Raw genomic sequence first — 19943 nt, forward strand, 5'->3', positions numbered from 1 at the left:
TATCCGAAGTTGTGCAATAATATGTTCTAATAAAGAACAAACTTATAAATTTGGGGGCTAATTGTAATGCATAAGGAAAGACATGGAACTGAGGAGATAATTCAAATTGTTTTGAATCATGAAAATAAGATTCAGTACAGCAGCATTAATAATGGAGAAGCCTATAATTACCTTAAAAAATTGCATATTTTTGATAGGTTATCTGAAAGTTCATATGTTCAATTTAGTTATGGCAAGCGTTGGGTGACCATTAATAAAATTATTATTGCCAACCAAAAGTATTATGTAATTACCATTGATTCAAATAACTATAAATGCAGTAAGTTATTAACAGATTCAGTTACAGGATTATACAATAGAAACTATTGGCAACAGATTAACGATGGTTCAATATATCATCATCTTTATAGCAAAAAAGATTTCTCCCTAATATTCATAGATATAGATAATTTAAAAGAAATTAATGACACTTTTGGGCATTTAGTAGGTGATAAGGCAATTGAAATAGTAGGACAGGCGATTAAAAACAGTATAAGAAAAGAGGATTTAGGTATAAGGTATGGGGGCGACGAATTTATTATTTTGCTTTTTAATCAGCATAAAAAGGCAGCGAAAAGAGTAACAGAGAGAGTTAGGAGAGAGATTCGTAAACTAGCAGTAGAACAAGGGATGAATATTCAAATCAGTGCGGGAATAGCCTGTACTGATTGTTTAGTAGATTTGGAGGATATGATAAAAATGGCAGATAAAAATTTATATAGAGAAAAGGAAAAGAAGAAAGAACAAAAAGGACAGAATAATGAAGTTAATAATTTAGCAAAGGAAATTAGAGAAATAAGAGATGAACTAAACAGAAAAATTGATGGAAAGAGCAAAATATTTACTAGTACAGAGATATTAGAACTAAGTCAGAAGTTAGATAAACTTATTGTAAATTATTTGGGAAAGAAGTAATATGTTTTATTTATCTTATCTTTTTTGTGGTATGAAAATCCATCAAAACCCCTGTAACTTAAGCCTTTACCCTAACTCCACTAATATACATAATTATAGGGTTAAGGTTTTAAGGATAAAGGGCTAAGGATATAAAAAAATAAACTTGACAAGGATACCCAATTATATATAAGGTATGCCCATCTAATAGTGGTTTCAACAAGCATCCTTTTCTTGAAAAACTGTCTACTTTTTTAGTAGACAGTTTTTTGATGCCAAATTTAAGCATAAATAGTGTCAGTTATTAAGAAAAGGGAAAAAGTTTTTTAAAAAATATATAAAAATAGGACTAAAGACCTATGAAAAATCCATTCTGCCTATTTTTCATGTGTTATGCTCAAAAATAGAAGGGGAGAAAAACGAGATATGGATTATTAAAGAAGTTTTTTAAAATCTTGCAAATCACCTTACTTTTTAAAAACATGTGTTATGTTCAATAATAGAGGGTCGGAAAAGTCCAGCTAAGAATTGTCAATAAGTAATTTAAAAATATTTGATATACCAGTTGCGCTAAAAAAGGGTAACGTTAACAAGCCTTTTGAGTGATTATCAAAAAACAAAAATTTGAAATATAGAATTTCACTATGCAGCGATGTCGCATTTCGCTTTTAAGTAATTCATTTGATGTTGTTCTGGAGTGATGATTTCAAATTCTTTTTCATCACGTAAAATTGCAAATACAATATTGCATACTTTGTGCATAATTGCTCCAAGAGCTACCATCTTAGGTTTGCACTGACATTTTTTAAGATAGTATTCACGTAAAACAGAATTGTTAGCAGATCCATTACGATTTAACCCAATACTGACTAAAGCCATGGTGTGTATTACTCTTCTAGCAGTACGCGAACCACGTTTTGACATACTAATTTTGCTGCCATTAAACTTGCCAGATTGCTTTACCGCCGGGTCTAGACCAAAATAAGCAAAAAGCTGTTTAGGCGAATGAAAAGCAGAAAAATCTCCGATTTCACCCATAAGGCTTACAGCAGAAAGAAATCCTGCACCTTTAAAGGATTCAATGAGGTGTATCTGTTTTACAAATTCAGTATCCTCGTTAGCATTCACGAGTTCATGCATATCAGAGAGTATGGTTGAGATTTCTTCATCATACTGACGGATAAAACGAATATATAGAAGAATACGCTTAAAGTTGCTGCTTACTGAATGACCAAAAGTCTTTGCATCATTTGCTGCCTGAATAATTGCATTATACTTGTTTTCAGCATAAGTAAGACCAAAACGTGCAGTAGAGCGAATGGAAAGAATTATTTCATCTTTAGAAGCGTTTAAAAAAGCATCTGGTGAAGTATATTTTTCCAACAAGGTCAAAGCAGTATTTGTAGTTATTTTAGAAAAAATATTTAAAAACTGAGGAAATACCATCCGCAGTTCACCTTGGAGCTTATTAACATAAGCAGAGCGGTTATCCATCAGATCATAATATTCTCTTGAAAGATTTCTTAAATCAAGTACAAGGTCTGATGGCATAATAGAAACTTTTAAATCAGGCTTTAAACCAATTAATGCAGCTTTTTGAATCAAATTTATCATTATGTACTTTTCTAATGTTAATATTTGTGCTATTCTTAGTGATGATAGGATTAATGATGGATACCAAAAATCCCTTATCACGAAGATAGCAGAAGAGTGGGTAATGATAAATTCCCGTGGATTCGAGGAAAATGCGACTTTCCAAAGAATACAGCTCTTCTGCTTCTTTGATTTTAGAAACAGAAGCAGCTAGGGAATTTAAATCAGAATGTAGAATTTTGAAAGGTTTTCCTACAAAGGTTTGGTTAGGTAGTGCAATAGACATCCAGCTAAAGTCAGCACCAACATCAATACCAACCGAAATAAAAGAATCATATTTAATAATGTTTGACATGATCTACAGCTCCTTTCTGATAGGAATCCATTTCCAAGCAATGAGTACACATCCTAGCATGTGATACAGGTATAGCCTGAGGCTCCCAACCAGCCAAATCATAAAACCTCATTGAATGGACTAATTGACTTAATCGTAGGTATAGGTCAGTAGAAACTGACTTCCCAAGGAGATGAACATTCTTTATCCTATCCGTAAAGATTATACTTTATGATAGGTCTGGAGTCTACCAGGAACCGTCAGACATGTTAATTTAAGAAGTAACGTCTGATGAAGGAAGAACTCCTTCTTCTGTTACGAAATAATAGAAATGTGTTAACAGCATAGTCATTCGTGACTATGACATTATTATACTAGGAGATGATTCTATGGTAAGGATTGGGGCACCAAGTACCAAAGAAGTAAAAGAGGCATTTTGCCGAATGCCCCTTTTACAGTGGAAATTTATAAAAATAAATTTGTTAATAGTATTATATAAAAAGCAAGGGAGAAATGAAATATGAAAAAAATAATTAATCGTAAAGTTTATAATACAGAAACGGCGGAATTATTGGGCAAATACTGGAATAGTCTTGGCAATGATGACTTTAATTATTTGCATGAAGAATTATATATAACCAAAAAAGGCAATATGTTCCTATGATATTCAGGTGGTGCCTTATCAAAGTATGGAGAGTCAGGTTATGGATGTGGATGGGGGATCGAAGGTATTATTCCTTTAGAACCAGAGGAAGCATATGAATGGCTTGAAAAAAATGATTGCAATGAAGTAATTGAGAAGTATTTTGCAGATAAATTAGAAGAAGCATAATAAATTTACTGTAAAAGTGGATTAGAAAACATTTTGTGAGGAATGACTGGGTGCTCCACTAGTGGAGCACTTCCAGCATAATAAAAAAGGAAATATGAATTTAATATTAAAAATAAAAGGAGAGATGAACCATGAGACAATTAGAAATGGTAATTAGTGCTGAAAATAAAAAGACGGTTAAGAATAGAACAAGTAAAAGACTAATCAAAGTCAATTATCTTCTATCTGAAGATGGCAGAGAGGTGGAACTGTATAGTGTTGTTAGCAAAGGCATGCTCCAAAGTATTCAAGTTGTAGTAGGCAATGATGAAATTGCATATTTGGAAGAATGTAAATATGATAAAGACTGCTATAATATAGGGTTTTACTGCATTAAAGAATTCATGAATTCAATGGGTGAATTCGAAGTTACCGGCATACCAACAGAATACTACGATTATGATGAAGAATGTAGATGCTGTACAGGGAATCTAGTCATTAAGTTCTTTAGTAAACCCATGACATTTGAAGAATTATTATCATGGGAAAGAAATAGACAAACAAGACTAAAGCAAGACGAAGGAAATATATTGCAAGATTATTGTTTGAAGAAGTTTGAATGGAACAAAGAAATGATAATTTGGACAAAAGGATATGGAAGCAATAGTTTAAAGAACCTTTCCAATACAACAAGTCAAGCAGATATTTTATATATATACGAAAGGGCTCAGAGGGAACTGCCAGGTTTTGAAATTATTCCGAGAGAATGGCTTGAGTATAAGGTCCTTAATACAGGAGCGATTAACATACCAAACATTGATGCAATCGAAGCAGAAATTCAGGAGTATAGAAAGCAAGGATATGATGCATCAATTAAGAACTTAATAAATGATGAAGAAGATACGCCGATTCCTGTAATATTTATTGAAAACTATCTAGGGAAAAACACACTGATGAAGCGTATAGATGAATTAATTTAAAATATAGTAAAGAAAATAAAAGACCCCTAGTAAAAGAAAAGCAGAAGGCAGCATTAGGTAAAATGCACCTTCTGCAAACAAAATATGTACTGAATAAAACATCTATAACAAATTATTTATTGCTGATAATTGATAAGTAGTCCAAATAAAAGCACACTCCTTAAGAGATGTGCTTTTATTATAACAAATTAATGGTCGATAAAATGCTGTAATTCTGTTGAGGATTATAAAGATATGTCGTAAAATGGAATTAACAGTATTTGGACAAAGGGTGATATCTGTGAAAAAAGAATATAGAGATGTAAAGAAAATAACAAATGTAGAAGATATAATAGAAGCCCATAAAAGAGCGATAAGGCTAGTACATGTAAATTGGAAGGGCAAAGAATTAAAAATACCTGTTTATTATAGCATGAATGCTGCAATCGCTTATGAAAAGGCCTTTGAAGAAACAGAAAGTTATAGAAAATCATTCTGCACAATGGTTTTGAAGATAATCAACAATAATAAAAAAGTTATTTACCAGGAAGATGACTTCCCTATTCTTGATTTAGACGACATAGAGGGTTTATCAGATAATGACTTGCAAAAAGTAGGAAAAGAAATAATAAATAGTTCAGACTATTTAAAAGGATTTGCCAAAGAATTATCTGAAGAAACAGATGACTTCTTCAAAAAATTCTATTTGATACATAAAAAAGAAGCAGAAAAGTATAGAGAACATATGAAAAAAGTAGCAGAGCAATTAAAGCCTAAATTAGATTTTGCTGACTACTATAAAAACTTACTGTCAGACATAGAGTTAGTATCAAAACTAAGTAGAATAACAGAAACAGTAAGACCTCCTTTGGTTGATATGGCAATATATCAAAACATTATAGGAAATTCTGCTTTGATGGAATTGGCGGCTACTGCAAGTAAGATGGGGAATATGATAGGTACATATATGGAAGTTATTAACCCGATACAAAGGAGTATAAATAAATCGATAATAGAAATGCAGCCTATATTAGCACCAGCAACGAGTATTGTTAATGAAACAATTAAAAACTATTATTCTGAAATAAATGCAATAAGGGATATATTGCAGCCAATCAACATGGAATATGTTAAAACGGCATTAGAAAGTCAAGAAGCACTTAGAAATGTCATGAATAGTGGCATTCAGAGCCATATGCAAGCATTTGGAGCAGAATTAAACAAAATACTTAACTTCACACATCATGACAAGTTATTTAATTTTGCAAATGTGCAGCAGGATATCATTGGCAATATAAGGCCGTTTTTATTGGAGACACAGCAAATTCTGTTTGCAAGAAAAAATATTAGCGATAATTTAAATAAAAAGGCAAAAACCATGCTCCAATTTGGATGGTGGTTTATTAGTTCCCTTCCCATAGAAATAATAAACTATATTTATAAAAATAAAGAAACTCTAAAGCAGAAAGATGTAGATAAAATAATATCTGACTATTATAAATCTGATGAATGCAGAGAACTTGAAGAGATAATAAACGAATGGAATGAATTAGAGTATTTTAATAAGTGGGAAAATAAGGTTAAAGATGCTTTCTATGCTCATAAATTAGAAATGTATTCTCTATCAGTTCCAGTATGGGCGCTAATGATTGAAGGCATCATTCGGGACTTTATGAGGGGAAATTATGATGTAACGGCATTTAAATTTGGTGCCTTGTATGACAATTTTAAAGAGAAAGCAAAGGAACTAGATGGATTTATTGTTAGTTATGCTTTTAATTGTATGGATTCATTCTATGTCAGATTTAATCCCGAAAAACCAGATGGGGTACATGATTTTAGCAGGCACAAAATATTTCATGGACAGGCTGTTAACTATGACACTGAAATAAATTCATTAAAATTGATGCTGTATTTAGATGAACTATTTTATATGGCATTGTCTTTGAAAAATCCTATTATTGCATAATAAAGGACTAACTATTACATGCCTTTGGTATGTTTCTTTATATACAGTATTGCACCCTATATAAGATGTAATATGCAAAGGAAAACCTAAAAAGATATAGAATATTAAAGTATAGATGATATAATTTGGTATGAGATACTAATACCTAATTTGATACGCCTGAATTGAAAAATACATAGGAGTGATAAATTTGATTAATTTTCAAGATAAAATTAACTTTATATGGAGTATAGCAGAACTTTTAAGAGGTCCCTATAAAAAAGAACAATACGGGGATGTAGTCTTACCTATGGCCGTACTAAGGAGGTTTGACTGTGTTCTTGCAACCACTAAAGAGGAAGTACTTAAAAAGTATGAAGCATTAAAGAAGTCAGGGCTCCAAAACGTAGACCCTGTTTTAAATAGGATTTCAAGTCAGGAATTTAATAATACCAGTAAATATGATTTTGAAAAGTTATTAGCAGAGCCAGATAATATCTCAAATAATTTAAGGAATTATATCAATGGCTTTTCCAAGAATGCTAGGGAAATCATAGAGTATTTTGATTTTGATAAGCAGATTACAAAACTTAATGATAATGACCTGCTTTATCTTGTGATATCTGAATTTAATAAAATAGATTTGCATCCCGATGTAGTAAGCAACACAGAAATGGGGTACATATTTGAAGAACTGATAAGAAGATTTTCTGAACATGGAGAGGCAGGAGACCACTACACCCCTCGTGAGGTTATAAGGCTCATGGTAAATATTCTCCTAAACGAAGATAATGAGGAACTGACTCAACCAGGGCTTGTTACAACTGTTTACGACTGCTGTGCAGGGACTGGAGGCATGCTTTCGGTTACAGAGCAGCACTTGAAAGAATTAAACCCTGGAATACAAGTAGAATTATTTGGACAGGAGATAAATCCCCAATCCTTTAGTATCTGCAAATCCGACATGCTTATAAAAGGGCAAAATGCAGATAACATCATCTTAGGAGATAGTTTTACAGAAGATGGCCACAGGGGCACAACCTTTAGGTATATGCTTACTAATCCCCCCTTTGGCGTGGAATGGAAAAAAGCAGAGAAATTTATCCGTGAAGAATATGAGAAGGATGGGTTTGATGGCAGATTTGGTGCGGGTCTTCCCAGAATATCTGATGGTTCTCTTTTGTTTTTACAGCACTTAATATCTAAAATGAGGCAAGATGAAAAAGGCAGTCGTATTGCTATTATCTTTAATGGTTCACCATTATTTACTGGAGATGCGGGTTCAGGAGAATCAGAGATAAGGCGATGGATAATTGAAAATGATATGCTGGAAGGTATTATTGCACTGCCCGACCAGTTATTTTATAATACGGGCATTTCTACTTATATTTGGATAGTAACCAACCGTAAGAACAGTGACCTAATGAGGGGTCCTGTAAGGACAGGGGAAATACAATTGGTCAATGCAGTAGATTTCTATCAGAAAATGAGAAAGAGCCTTGGAAACAAGAGAAATGAAATCAATGAGGAACAGATAAAAGAAATTACGAGGATATATGGGGATTTTAAAGAAAACGAATACTGCAAGATTTTTGATAATGAAGATTTTGGTTATCAAAAAATAGTAGTGGAGAGACCCTTAAGGCTTAACTTCCAAGTAACTGAAGAGAGAATTAATAATTTATATAATGAAACGGCTTTTAAGAAACTTGCTGAATCCAGGAAGAAAGGTGCAGCAGGGCTTCAAGAAATAGAGGAAGGCAAGAAAACTCAAAGACAAATAATAGATACCTTACAAACAATGGATGCTAATGTTCTTTATAAAAATAGGGATACCTTTACCAAGGTACTTAAAAAGACTATTAAAGCAGTAGATATTAATTTGAACAGCCCTCTATTAAAGGCTATATTATCTGCCTTATCTGAAAAGGATGAAACAGCAGACATTTGTGTAGACAATAAGGGTAATCCAGAACCAGATTCAGACTTAAGAGATACTGAGAATGTACCGTTGAAAGAGGATATTCATGAATACTTTGAGCGGGAAGTAAAACCTCATGTTCCTGATGCCTGGATAGACGAAAGCAAGACTAAAATCGGATATGAAATACCGTTTACAAGACATTTTTATAAATATGAGCCTCTAAGACCTTCCGAAGAGATTGCAAAGGAGATTAAGGAACTTGAGGGGAGTATTCAGGAAAGGTTGAGGAAGGTGATGGGGGATGAGTAAGTATAGGAGATATGAGAGGTATAAGGATTCTGGTGTTGAGTGGATAGAGGAGATACCAGAGCATTGGGATATTACAAAATTAGGATATAGAGCAAGAATGATTGTTCCAATGAGAGATAAACCTACAGAATTTAATGGGAATATACCTTGGATTAGAATAGAAGATGTTGATGGCAAATATATTGAAGATTCAAAATCAGAGCAAAGAGTTTCAGAAGAATTAGTTAAGAAAATGAATCTCAAAGTATATCCTATTGGTACTGTTTTATGTACGTGTAGTTGTAATATGGGTACGACGGTTATTGTTAAAAAACCACTAATATCGAATCAAACTTTTATAGGAATAGTACCAATGAAGGATTTAGATTCAACGTTTTTATACTATGCTATGAATGCAAATTCAAAAAGGTTGCAGCACCTTGCTGAAGGGGCAATACAACAATATCTATCGAGGCACGATTTTGAGCATTTAAAATTGGCTTTTCCTGATAAAAAAGAACAAACCGCCATTGCCAATTTTCTTGACCAAAAGACTGCTGAAATAGACGGCTTGATTACTGATAAAGAAAAATTGATTGAATTATTACAGGAAAAGCGGCAGGCGATTATAACTGAGGCTGTTACCAAAGGGCTTAATTCAAGTGTTAGGATGAAGGATTCAGGGATTGAGTGGATAGGGGAGATACCGGAGCATTGGGATATACGAAGAATAAAATATTTATCAAATATAAGAAATGTAAAAGCAAGTGATGGTGACAATGATAAAACTTATGTGGGGCTGGAAAGTATTGAGTCGAAAACCGGAAAGTTATTAACGAATAACAACGATGAACAACAAGCAGTTGGAGAGACAGCGAATATTTTTAGAAAGGGCGATGTATTATTTGGGAAATTAAGACCTTATCTGGCCAAATGTATTGTTGCAGATTTTAATGGGAGATGCACATCGGAACTTCTTGTGTTAAGAACTGCTTCTAATATGTTGCCAGAATACTTATACTTATTTATGCTGTCGCCGATATTTATTGATGTAGTTAATTCATCAACATATGGAGCAAAAATGCCACGTGCAAGTTGGGATTTTATTGGCAATTTAAAAGTTCCTTTGCCTAATATTAAGGAGCAAGAAGAGATTGTTGAATATTTGATTAAACTGACAAATAATATGGATGATTTAATATCTGATATAAGTACACAAATCCAAAAACTCAAAGAATACCGTCAGTCCCTCATTTCTGAAGCAGTAACAGGTAAAGTTGATGTGAGGGAATTTGAGAATATGAGCGAGGTGATTAATGAATGAATAAGATAACAGCCCATGCGGGGAATATTCGCAATCTGTTAAATAATAAATATACGGTTCAGTATTACCAAAGAGAATATAATTGGGAAACTAAGCAGATTGAAGAATTGATAGAAGACTTAACCAACGAGTTTAATGAGTTCTATAAAGATGAGGATAGGCAGATGGATGTAAGGAATTATGGGGATTACTTTTTAGGTCCCATTATCCTTACAAATGATAATGCAATTATAGATGGACAGCAGAGGTTATCGTCATTAACGCTGCTTCTCATTTACCTAAACAATCTTCAAAAACAGCAGAATTCTTCGCCTAAAGTAAACATTGATAATCTGATTTACTCTGAAATGTATGGCCAAAAGACCTTTTGTATCAATGTACCTGAAAGGGAAGGATGCTTAGCATCTCTGTTTGAGACAGGGGATTATGATACTACCAATGAGCAATCAGAAAGTGTTCTTAACCTTTACAATAGGTATAAAGATATTGAACGGATTTTTCCTGATGAATTAAAAGAAAGTCCTCTTCCAGTATTTATCGAATGGCTAATCGATAATGTATCTTTAGTGCAGATAAGAACTGATTCGGAGCAGGATGCCCATAAGGTTTTTGTAACCATGAATGATAGGGGACTAAGGCTTACTCCTACAGAAATGTTAAAGGGATATCTTCTTTCGGAGATGGATGATAATACTATCAGAAATAAGGCAAATGACTTATGGAAAAATAAAGTCATACAGTTAAAAGAAATTGAAAAGGATGGAGACGCAGACTTCATCAAGAACTGGTTAAGGGCTCAATATGCAGAAACTATCAGAGAAGGTAAGAAAGAGGCAGAAAATAAAGACTTTGATATTATCGGAACAACATTTCACAAATGGGTTCGAGAAAATAAATCTACTGTGGGCTTAAACAGCAGTGTAAATTTTGAAAATTTTGTCCTTAAAAACTTCAACATGTATGCTGATATTTACGTTCGCTTAAAGGAATACTCCCGTAAGTTTAATAAGGATTATGAGCATGTATTTTATAATGCAGATAGAGGGTTTACGCTGCAGTACCAAATCATATTATCTGCTATAAAAAGTGATGATACACAGGATGTTATTAATAAGAAAATTAAAATGGTTTCCTGTTTTATTGACCAGTTTATCTCAATCAGGATTTTTAATTTTAAGACGGTAGATTACTCCTCTATTAAATATACGGTATTCAATATTACAAAAATGATACGTAATAAGGACATACAGGAGTTGGCAGCATTATTAAAAGACTACATAAGTGATATGGGATATACCCTTGATGGAATTGATGGGTTATATTTAAACCAGTTTACAAGAAGATATATGCTACATATTCTCTCGAGGATGACCTATTACTTAGAGGAACAAAGCGGTATCAACAGCAATTTTGCCGACTATGTAAATAGAGAACAAAAAAACCCCTACGATATAGAGCATATTTGGGCTGATGATTACACCCAAGGAAATCATCAAGTTGATTTTTCAACAGAAGAAGAGTTTAAGGACTTTAGAAATAGATTCGGGGGGTTATTAATACTTCCTAAAGATAAAAACAGAAGTTTGCAGGACATGGAATACAGTAAGAAGGTAATTAAGTATGATAGTGAAAACCTATTGGCTCGAACTTTAAATCAGAACTGTTATCAAAATAATCCGTTATTTTTGCGGTTTATGAATAATACACAGTTACCTTTTAAACCATATGCTCAATTTAATAAGATAGAATTCATTGAAAGACAATCTCTTTATAAAGAGATATGCAAGAAGATATGGAATGCAAATAAAATTGATGTATTAGCAAATAGTTAGTAAGGAGTGAGGAAAATGGCTAGAACTCCAGTGGAACTTACAGAAAAGGGCTTTGAAGAATATGTTGAAGAACATCTTTTAAAATCTGGATATGTGAAGGGTAATTCTAACGACTATAACAAAGAGTTTGCCTTTGACACAAAAATCCTATTTGACTTCTTAGAGGATACTCAGCCCAAGAAAATGGAGCGATTGAAAGAAATCTATAAAGACCAGTATCAATTTAAGGTGTTAAACCGATTAAATCGGGAACTTAATAATCGTGGCATGATTGATGTATTAAGGCATGGGATTAAAGACTATGGGGTATACTTAGACCTTGCTTATTTTCAGCCTGCCAGCAAATTAAATGAGAAAACAGTTAAACTTTATGAAAAGAATCGCATATCTGTTACTAGACAAGTACGCTACAGCACTAAAAACGAAAACAGCATTGATATGCTTATCTGTATCAATGGACTTCCAGTTATTGTACTTGAACTTAAAAATCCTTTCACTGGTCAAACTTATGAAGATGCAATAATTCAATTTAAGAAAGATAGAAGCCCCAATGAACTATTATTCCAGTTTAAGAAAAGAGCCATTGTATTCTTTGCAGTAGATACCGGGGAAGTCTATATGGCTACAAGGCTTTCTGGGGACAAGACTTTCTTCTTACCCTTTAATAAAGGGTGTGATGGAGGAAAGGGAAATCCTGATAATCCTGATGGACTTAAAACTGCTTACCTTTGGGAAGAGATACTTAGGAAGGATAGCCTGATGGATATATTAAAGAAGTTTGTATTTATAGAGACTGGGGAAAAGAAAGATATAGACGGAAATATCGTAACCTCAGAAACTATCATATTTCCAAGATATCACCAATTGGATGCAGTAAGAAAAATGGAAGCCGATGCAAAGGAAAAGAGGGTAGGAACAAATTATCTTGTACAGCACAGTGCAGGTTCAGGAAAAACCTACTCTATTTCTTGGCTTGCCCATAGACTTGCTAACCTTCATGATGATGAGGATAATCCTGTATTTGATTCTGTTATTGTTATTACCGACAGAAGGGTTTTGGACAGGCAACTACAGGACAGCATTTATCAATTAGAGCATAAACATGGGGTTGTTGAAAAAATAGATAAAGACTCCAATCAATTGGCCGATGCCATCCAAGGTGGAACGAGAATTATTATTTCTACCCTGCAAAAATTCCCATTTATTATTGAAAAGGTTGGGGAATTAGGAAATCATAAATATGCAGTAATTATCGATGAAGCCCATTCCAGCAGTGCAGGAGAGAATATGGCTTCTTTAAGGGAAGTGCTATCAGTAAGTAGTCTTGAAGAAGCAGCAAAACTAGATGAAGAGTTGGAAGGCAAAGAGTACGACCCAGATGAAGAGATATTAAAGGTCATAAAGAAAAGGGGAAAACAGCCAAATATCAGTTTCTTTGCCTTTACGGCAACGCCTAAAGCAAAGACCCTTGAGATGTTTGGAACCATAGGTGAAGATGGACTACCCCATCCCTTCCATTTATATTCTATGAGACAGGCAATTGAAGAAGGATTCATACTAGATGTACTTCAAAACTATGTTACATATGAAACCTATTTTAAACTGGCAAAGAAAATAGAAGATGACCCTGCTTTTGACAAGGCTAAGGCCACAAAAGCACTTACAAGATATGTTAGTCTTCATCCCCATAACATCGCTCAAAAGACTGAAATCATGGTAGAACACTTTAGAAACGTAACTAGACATAAAATAGGGGGAAGAGCCAAGGCAATGGTTGTGACCAGTTCTAGGCTTCATGCTGTACGCTATAAGCATGCTTTTGATGAATATATCAAAAAGAAAGGCTACAGAGATATGAAAACCTTAGTAGCCTTTTCAGGAACCGTAAAGGATGATGAAGTAGATTATACTGAAAGTGGTATGAACAAATTTAAGGAGTCTGAACTTCCAGACCGCTTTGCCACTGATGAATATCAAGTGCTGTTAGTTGCGGAAAAGTATCAGACAGGCTTTGACCAGCCCCTTTTACATACTATGTATGTAGACAAAAAGTTGTCGGGAGTTAAAGCAGTACAGACTTTATCAAGGCTTAACAGAACCTGCGGGGGAAAAGATGATACCTTTATCCTCGACTTTGTAAATAAGGCAGAGGATATTCAAGAAGCCTTCAAACCCTACTATCAGGCAACTATCGTAGAAGAAGTGACAGAGCCCAATCTTCTTTATGATATTGAAACTATGCTAAATGCATCTAGCGTGTATTTAAAAGAAGAATTGGATAGGTTTATTCATATATACTTTAAGCCAAAGGATAAAAAGACTTCTGGAGACAGGGCAATATTAAACCATTTGATAGATATAGCCGTAGAAAGGTTTAAAAAGTTGGATGAACAGCATAAAGAGGATTTTAGTAGCCAAGCAACGAAATTCATAAGACTTTATTCCTTCATCCTTCAAATCACGCCTTTTGAAGATGTAGAACTCCATAAGTTATATGTATACTTAACATATCTACTTAAAAAACTGCCAAAGGAAAAAGGTTCTACTATTCACCTAGCAGATGAAATTGCTTTGGAGTATTATGCTGCAAAAAAGACATTTGAAGGGAGTATTTCTCTAACTTCTGATGATGAAAATGTACCAGTTACACCTGTAAAATTTGCAGGAACAGGAGTAAAAGAAGAACAGGAAGATTATCTTTCAAGTATTATTCGGCGACTTAATAATCGGTTTGGAACGGACTTTACAAAAGCCGACCAGTTATCCGTAGAGCAGATTAAAGAGGATTTTGCCGCTGATGAGGATTTGGTTCAAAAGGCTAAGACAAATACCATTGATGATTTTAGGTTTGCTTTTGAGAAAGTTTTTATCAATAAAGTTATTGATAGGATGGACCAGAACCAATCCTTCTTTACCCGTGTTTTGGATGATGAGCAGTTCAAGAATGCCCTTATGGAGTATATGTTGGTTGAGACTTATGAGAAGTTAAACAACAGGGAGTAGTTAATTATATAGACGGAAAACCGTACAAAATTACTTTAATAGATAGGGGCGTGGCTATGGAAGAATGTAAAATATCAAAAAAGATTACATATATCGATATTCAAAGTTCACGCCTTGAATCTGACATTTTACCGTTACTTAAAAATGAGGTTTTCATATACGGAAGTGTGGTACCCATATGAAATTCTTCTTGAAAATATAAAGAAGATTATTATTACTAGAATTTATCAATGAGAGGGAGATTATTATATATAAAAATATAAAAGAATGATAATATATGAATTCTCTTTTTATAGAAAACATTATTAAGGAATTTAATTGGGATATTATCACTAGTATGTACGGCAATTCCCATAGTTCTATTATTGGATTTTTGTCAAGCGAATGGATTAAAAAGTCCTCTGACCATTCTGTGTTGGATGGTACCCCTTCACCTTTTGTAGGTAAGGGAAGAAAAGGGCAAAAGAATGCAGATATCCTAGGAAATCAGCAGCATAGATTATTGGGCTTGTGGAAGTGATAGAAAGATAATTGAAGGATTTTTTTAAGGAGAAAATTTGCATGGAAAGGTGTCAATGGTGTGAAAAAGACTCTAGCGGGTACGGCATGGTAGTTTTAACTATAAAAGAAGATGAGCCATCTCAATTGATATGCGAAGATTGCTACAATGGGTATACGGCAGATATGCTTGGAGTTGAAGACTATAAGGATTTTGAAAATGAAGCAACTTTTAAAGATTGTGATGGTATAGACCACTGCTTTCAAATAGGAAAGAAGATTCATCCAACAGGTATTTGTTGGAAGGCAGTAGAGTTTACAGGAGTAGATAAAATAGGGTATTCCTTTGGGGTACATCAGGATTTTGAAGAAGATTCAAATGATGCCTTGAGAAGGCTTTATAAAAAGATAAGGAAAGGATTATCACAAAAGTTCATAAAAAGAGAAGTATTCCAAGGACATGAACTTATCTCTTTTAAAGACAATCTAGTAGAAGGGCGTATTGAATGGGATGATAGATACGACGATAGAACACCAAAATTTATTATTGATGGACAGGAATATAGCCTAGAAGGAATCGGTAGAATGATGACGTCCTGCGAAGGATGGAATTTTAAATTAGAAATTATAGAACCTACAGAATAAATTATAGTATTTGATTTGAGAGGGGAAAAATGACTACATCTTTTGAACCAATTATTGATAAAAATTGTAAAATACTAATTTTGGGGACTATGCCTAGTGTAATGTCCCTTGAAAAACAACAATATTATGGAAATAAGCGAAATCAGTTTTGGAAGATAATATATGGGCTTTTTAATAAAGAAGTTGAAGAAGATTATGAGAATAGGAAGACATTCTTATTGAACCAACACATTGCTATTTGGGATGTGTTGAAAAGTTGTGATAGAGAAGGAAGTAGTGATTCAAAAATAATTAATCCTGTTTCTAATGATTTTGAAACCTTTTTCAACCAGTATCCTGGCATAAAAACGGTATTTTTTAATGGGAGTAAAGCAGAGGAATTATTTATAAAATTGGTAATAGGAAAAATGTGTCTTAAAAAAGGGTTATTATTTTATAGGTTACCGTCTACCAGCCCGGCAAATGCAATACGATTCAAAGATAAGTTAGAACAGTGGAAGGTTATTTTATCGTATTTAGATTCATTGATAGTAGCCAGTAAGCATTTATAGTAATAGAACCTTGGTCTGGAATCAAGAATCTTGGTTGCTGTAAAAGAGCATATATTATCATAAGGAATAAGGGTTAAGTATAGTTATAGAGGGAATTACGAAGATTAACTTTAATTTGATTTAGTGATATTAAATCCATATAATATAAAAGGTATGGCAATATATAGAAAGGAAGATGTTATAGTATGAATAAGGGATTTTATTATTGCATACAATGATGACTTTCGGTATACTTTGATTGGTGAAATCAAGAGCAAACAGGTAGTTTTAACTAATATTGAAAAGGCTTTGGGGATAAGGTTGCATGTCTTACAAAGCCTTGTTTTATTAGCATTTGGATATCTCGAAATTTATTTTCTCTAAAAAAATCCTTATGGTAGAAATATTGTTCAGTAGAAGTTTGTACTCACAAGGTTCTACTTTCTGCTGAATTTGATTTAGATACTGCTCAACTGCTTGGAGATGGGATAAGGATAAGGAATCATAAGTAGTAGGCTTAAAAAAACAAGTGACTAATACCATGATTGCTTTACCTAATTTCCTCGCATCCATATTTCCTAATGTCCTATTCACAACCTGTTGCAGGTAATTTAGTTCCAATCTCAAAACTTCTAGATTTATCATAATGACCACTCCTTCACGAAATTTGAAGCATTATAGCCATAGGTACACGAGAAATCAAATTATTTGAGATAAAAGTTTTAAAATTAATAAAATAATTTACGGGTATAACTCAAAATTATAGTAATAAAATGTTACATAAATGGATAAGATATTGACACATGACAAACAATAAAGTAATATAATATTACAAAGGAGGGATTCAAAATGGCAAAGGATATTCCTATTGGATTAAAAATAAAGGCTATTAGAGAAGCAAGGGGATTAAGTCAGATTGAAGTAGTAGAACGACTTGTTGAAAGAGATGTTAATATGAGCAGAGAAACATTAAGCAAAATAGAAAACGGCAACAGGACTGTATCGGCTGTGGAGTTAAATGCTCTATGCAAAGTTCTGAATATAGATATAAACATCCTTTTTGAAGATGATGAAGATGATGATTTAGTTACATTATTCAGGAAGAAAAACTTTTCAGAGAAAACGATTAAAGAAGTAGAAAAACTTCAGGATATGGTAAAGGTGTTTATTTATCAAAAGAAAATATATGCTGGGGAGTTTAAACCACAAGAGAGAAAGCCACTATGGGAGGAGTGTTAAGATTGCCAAAGAATAATTTGAATCTCCCAGAAGAATCTTTCAGACTGCAAATTAAAGACTTAGCAGAAGAAACGAGAATAAAGTTTGCTAGAAAAGGGCTTTCCGATATATTTGACATTCTATCGGAGGCTGCATTTTTGATAAGAAAGCCATTGGATACAGATGAATTATCAGGGTTTAGCACTTATTTTGAGGAACAGTTTATTGTCTATTTAAATAGTAATTTTACTTTGGGACATGAACGTTATACTGGTGCCCATGAATTATATCATCTTATTTATAATGCTGACATCCTGAAAAAAGAAAAGATTTTTTTAGATGATGAAAAGCATAAAGCAGAAGATATGAAAGCAAATGTATTTGCTTCTGAATTTTTAATGCCTGAAGACTATGTAAAAGAAGTATTTTATAAAATTGTTAATGTTGATAAAGGCAGTATTTTACCAAGGCATATCGTTAGAATGCACAATTATTTTAAAGTAAGTTATAAGGCGATGTTAAAAAGACTTATCCAACTTGATTTATGCTCTATTAACAAATATGAGGAACTTGTAGATATCTGTTCACTGGAAAACATGGAGCAACTCCAATCTTTAACCAAACGGGAAGGTTATAGCATTGAACTGATAATTCCATCAAAAGAAACGTATGTACCTACAGAATATATAGAATTTGTAAAGAGTAATTACGAACGAGGGAATATTTCATATAAGAACATGAAAAATAGTCTTGAATTTGTCGGACTGACTCCAGAGCAATTCGGATATGAGTATCCTCTAGAAGAGGATTATTAGAATGAGGTACGTAGGAGCCATTTCTGATGCAGATATTTTAATTAATTTAGCCAGAGTTAACAGATTGGATGTTTTAGAACTTTTATTTGAGGAAATCATCATTCCACAATTTGTGTATGATATTGAAATAAAGAAAAATGCAGGCAAGTGTTATGGTGTAATTAATCAAGCCATTCATAAAGATGGGAGCATATTTAAGGTAGTAGATAGGAAGAAAGATATATCTGTAAATATACTTGCAAGAGGTATTATTGAAGATAAGAAAAAGGTAATCGGTCCAGGAGAAAGTGAATGTGCAGGATATGCTCAGGCGTTGAGAATTCCAATAATAATATCAGATAATTATACTGAATTTAAGTGGCTAGATGAGTTCATTACCCTGACACACAATAATATTTTGGCTTTATGTGTGTATTTTGGCGAGATTACAAAAAGTGAGGCAGAAGATATTTTTAATCAAATTAATGATAATTTAACTCGTCCGACTGGGGATACCTTTGAAGACCAATATGGAAAGGCCTTTATAAGATTTGAGAGAAATGGTTGGAAAAAATATTTGGGCATATAGGGGAAGGTATATGATGGGTTAAAGGAATTAGGTCGGATGAAAATGGTAATTGTTACAATATAATAGTTTTCTTCTGTATATTCGCTACAATAGCATTAGTGACACAGACGGAGAGCATATTCTCTTTATACGGGCAGGTTTATTCTGGCATTATTATAGGAGAATGTGCTTTTTATTTTTTTGAAAGAAAATTTAGACGACGAAATCAAGGTTAGGGGTGATATCATTTAAGACCAAAAGTATTCCATTAAACCATATTCCTCTTACTAACCTATAATTCTTTATTTTCTAAATCCCTATTATATATGTATATTAGTTAGAAAGGCCAAAGGCTCATGTATATAGGGATTCAAAGTAAACTGAAAAGACAAAAATTAATAAGATTGTTACAAATAAATTACATTTTATTAAAAGGGACCTGACAAATATTTCTATGCGCGCTACAATTATTATAAAAGGGAAAGGAGTTGATTATGGTGAAAAGGAAAATGAATATAATTTTTAATATATTAATACCTACAGCAGTTGGGTTTACAACATTTTTCTTGATTTACTATTTATATCAAAAGATGTTTTTCGAATATAGATGGCTAGCAGTAATACCTCTTGCAATAGTAACAGGCTATATGATAGTAGAAAATAGAAGAGAGTGGGAAATGATAAAACAGGGATAAGGGAAACCTTATCTCTGTTTTATTAGGGGGGGATTGGCGAATTGAT

Annotated in this window: 17 protein-coding genes; 14 read left to right on the top strand and 3 right to left on the bottom strand. The window is 33.2% G+C overall.

The window, feature by feature from the left end; genetic code table 11:
- Positions 1 to 66 precede the first annotated feature (66 nt).
- Positions 67 to 954: a diguanylate cyclase gene (locus QO263_RS03615; protein ID WP_236915950.1), complete on the top strand. Its 888-nt coding sequence runs from the start codon at positions 67 to 69 to the stop codon at positions 952 to 954.
- Between the two features lie 621 nt (positions 955 to 1575).
- On the opposite strand, the gene QO263_RS03620 is transcribed toward QO263_RS03615, so the two are convergent.
- Together QO263_RS03620 and QO263_RS18980 are read right to left on the bottom strand one after the other, a co-directional pair.
- Positions 1576 to 2547, bottom strand: coding sequence for a transposase (locus QO263_RS03620; RefSeq protein ID WP_352169330.1), 972 nt, complete (start codon positions 2545 to 2547; stop codon positions 1576 to 1578).
- Positions 2501 to 2881: an IS110 family transposase gene (locus QO263_RS18980; protein WP_285622916.1), complete on the bottom strand. Its 381-nt coding sequence runs from the start codon at positions 2879 to 2881 to the stop codon at positions 2501 to 2503. The genes QO263_RS03620 and QO263_RS18980 overlap by 47 nt, the downstream gene beginning before the upstream one ends.
- Positions 2882 to 3823: 942 nt before the next feature.
- Here QO263_RS18980 and QO263_RS03625 point away from each other — a divergent pair.
- The 9 genes from QO263_RS03625 to QO263_RS03665 all read left to right on the top strand — a co-directional run bounded on the left by QO263_RS03625 (position 3824) and on the right by QO263_RS03665 (position 16643).
- On the top strand, positions 3824 to 4651 hold the full coding sequence (locus QO263_RS03625; protein ID WP_236915949.1) for a hypothetical protein: 828 nt from the start codon (positions 3824 to 3826) through the stop codon (positions 4649 to 4651).
- A 280-nt stretch (positions 4652 to 4931) separates the two neighbouring features.
- Positions 4932 to 6599 carry a hypothetical protein gene (locus QO263_RS03630; RefSeq protein ID WP_285626581.1) on the top strand — a complete coding sequence of 556 codons (1668 nt, stop codon included), beginning with the start codon at positions 4932 to 4934 and terminating at the stop codon, positions 6597 to 6599.
- 181 nt (positions 6600 to 6780) lie between these two features.
- Complete coding sequence (locus QO263_RS03635) at positions 6781 to 8811, top strand: type I restriction-modification system subunit M (RefSeq protein ID WP_352169333.1); 2031 nt, start codon at positions 6781 to 6783, stop codon at positions 8809 to 8811.
- Positions 8804 to 10114, top strand: coding sequence for a restriction endonuclease subunit S (locus QO263_RS03640; RefSeq protein WP_285626586.1), 1311 nt, complete (start codon positions 8804 to 8806; stop codon positions 10112 to 10114). Before QO263_RS03635 ends, QO263_RS03640 begins: the two co-directional genes overlap by 8 nt.
- Positions 10111 to 11946: a DUF262 domain-containing protein gene (locus QO263_RS03645; protein WP_285626589.1), complete on the top strand. Its 1836-nt coding sequence runs from the start codon at positions 10111 to 10113 to the stop codon at positions 11944 to 11946. The genes QO263_RS03640 and QO263_RS03645 overlap by 4 nt, the downstream gene beginning before the upstream one ends.
- 15 nt (positions 11947 to 11961) lie before the next feature.
- On the top strand, positions 11962 to 14949 hold the full coding sequence (locus tag QO263_RS03650) for a type I restriction endonuclease subunit R (RefSeq protein WP_285626592.1): 2988 nt from the start codon (positions 11962 to 11964) through the stop codon (positions 14947 to 14949).
- Between the two features lie 277 nt (positions 14950 to 15226).
- On the top strand, positions 15227 to 15469 hold the full coding sequence (locus tag QO263_RS03655) for a hypothetical protein (RefSeq protein WP_236915943.1): 243 nt from the start codon (positions 15227 to 15229) through the stop codon (positions 15467 to 15469).
- A gap of 41 nt (positions 15470 to 15510) precedes the next feature.
- Complete coding sequence (locus tag QO263_RS03660; RefSeq protein ID WP_236915942.1) at positions 15511 to 16092, top strand: DUF7686 domain-containing protein; 582 nt, start codon at positions 15511 to 15513, stop codon at positions 16090 to 16092.
- Between the two features lie 29 nt (positions 16093 to 16121).
- Positions 16122 to 16643, top strand: coding sequence for a DNA-deoxyinosine glycosylase (locus QO263_RS03665; protein ID WP_285626594.1), 522 nt, complete (start codon positions 16122 to 16124; stop codon positions 16641 to 16643).
- Positions 16644 to 16970: 327 nt separating this feature from the next.
- On the opposite strand, the gene QO263_RS03670 is transcribed toward QO263_RS03665, so the two are convergent.
- A complete protein-coding gene (locus tag QO263_RS03670) occupies positions 16971 to 17267 on the bottom strand; it encodes a hypothetical protein (protein ID WP_285626596.1) in 297 nt (98 codons plus the stop codon).
- A 204-nt stretch (positions 17268 to 17471) separates the two neighbouring features.
- On the opposite strand from QO263_RS03670, the gene QO263_RS03675 reads away from it, so the two are divergent.
- From QO263_RS03675 to QO263_RS03690, 4 genes are all read left to right on the top strand, one after another.
- On the top strand, positions 17472 to 17861 hold the full coding sequence (locus tag QO263_RS03675) for a helix-turn-helix domain-containing protein (protein WP_262429062.1): 390 nt from the start codon (positions 17472 to 17474) through the stop codon (positions 17859 to 17861).
- A 2-nt stretch (positions 17862 to 17863) separates the two neighbouring features.
- Positions 17864 to 18655: an ImmA/IrrE family metallo-endopeptidase gene (locus tag QO263_RS03680; RefSeq protein ID WP_502928687.1), complete on the top strand. Its 792-nt coding sequence runs from the start codon at positions 17864 to 17866 to the stop codon at positions 18653 to 18655.
- Between the two features lies 1 nt (position 18656).
- The gene (locus QO263_RS03685) at positions 18657 to 19223 is read left to right on the top strand and encodes a PIN domain-containing protein (RefSeq protein WP_091729318.1); all 567 of its coding nucleotides are present in this window, start codon (positions 18657 to 18659) and stop codon (positions 19221 to 19223) included.
- Positions 19224 to 19699: 476 nt separating this feature from the next.
- Positions 19700 to 19897 carry a hypothetical protein gene (locus tag QO263_RS03690; protein WP_502928688.1) on the top strand — a complete coding sequence of 66 codons (198 nt, stop codon included), beginning with the start codon at positions 19700 to 19702 and terminating at the stop codon, positions 19895 to 19897.
- Positions 19898 to 19943: the final 46 nt, after the last annotated feature.

Source organism: Proteiniborus sp. MB09-C3 (genome assembly GCF_030263895.1).
GTDB lineage: Bacteria > Bacillota > Clostridia > Tissierellales > Proteiniboraceae > Proteiniborus.

Coding starts and splice junctions, on each gene's coding strand:
- QO263_RS03665 (WP_285626594.1), top strand. CDS start 16,122: ATGACTACATCTTTTGAACCAATTATTGATAAAAATTGTAAAATACTA.
- QO263_RS18980 (WP_285622916.1), bottom strand. CDS start 2,881: ATGTCAAACATTATTAAATATGATTCTTTTATTTCGGTTGGTATTGAT.
- QO263_RS03645 (WP_285626589.1), top strand. CDS start 10,111: ATGAATAAGATAACAGCCCATGCGGGGAATATTCGCAATCTGTTAAAT.
- QO263_RS03615 (WP_236915950.1), top strand. CDS start 67: ATGCATAAGGAAAGACATGGAACTGAGGAGATAATTCAAATTGTTTTG.
- QO263_RS03670 (WP_285626596.1), bottom strand. CDS start 17,267: ATGATAAATCTAGAAGTTTTGAGATTGGAACTAAATTACCTGCAACAG.
- QO263_RS03640 (WP_285626586.1), top strand. CDS start 8,804: ATGAGTAAGTATAGGAGATATGAGAGGTATAAGGATTCTGGTGTTGAG.
- QO263_RS03685 (WP_091729318.1), top strand. CDS start 18,657: ATGAGGTACGTAGGAGCCATTTCTGATGCAGATATTTTAATTAATTTA.
- QO263_RS03655 (WP_236915943.1), top strand. CDS start 15,227: ATGAATTCTCTTTTTATAGAAAACATTATTAAGGAATTTAATTGGGAT.
- QO263_RS03660 (WP_236915942.1), top strand. CDS start 15,511: ATGGAAAGGTGTCAATGGTGTGAAAAAGACTCTAGCGGGTACGGCATG.
- QO263_RS03650 (WP_285626592.1), top strand. CDS start 11,962: ATGGCTAGAACTCCAGTGGAACTTACAGAAAAGGGCTTTGAAGAATAT.
- QO263_RS03625 (WP_236915949.1), top strand. CDS start 3,824: ATGAGACAATTAGAAATGGTAATTAGTGCTGAAAATAAAAAGACGGTT.
- QO263_RS03675 (WP_262429062.1), top strand. CDS start 17,472: ATGGCAAAGGATATTCCTATTGGATTAAAAATAAAGGCTATTAGAGAA.
- QO263_RS03620 (WP_352169330.1), bottom strand. CDS start 2,547: ATGATAAATTTGATTCAAAAAGCTGCATTAATTGGTTTAAAGCCTGAT.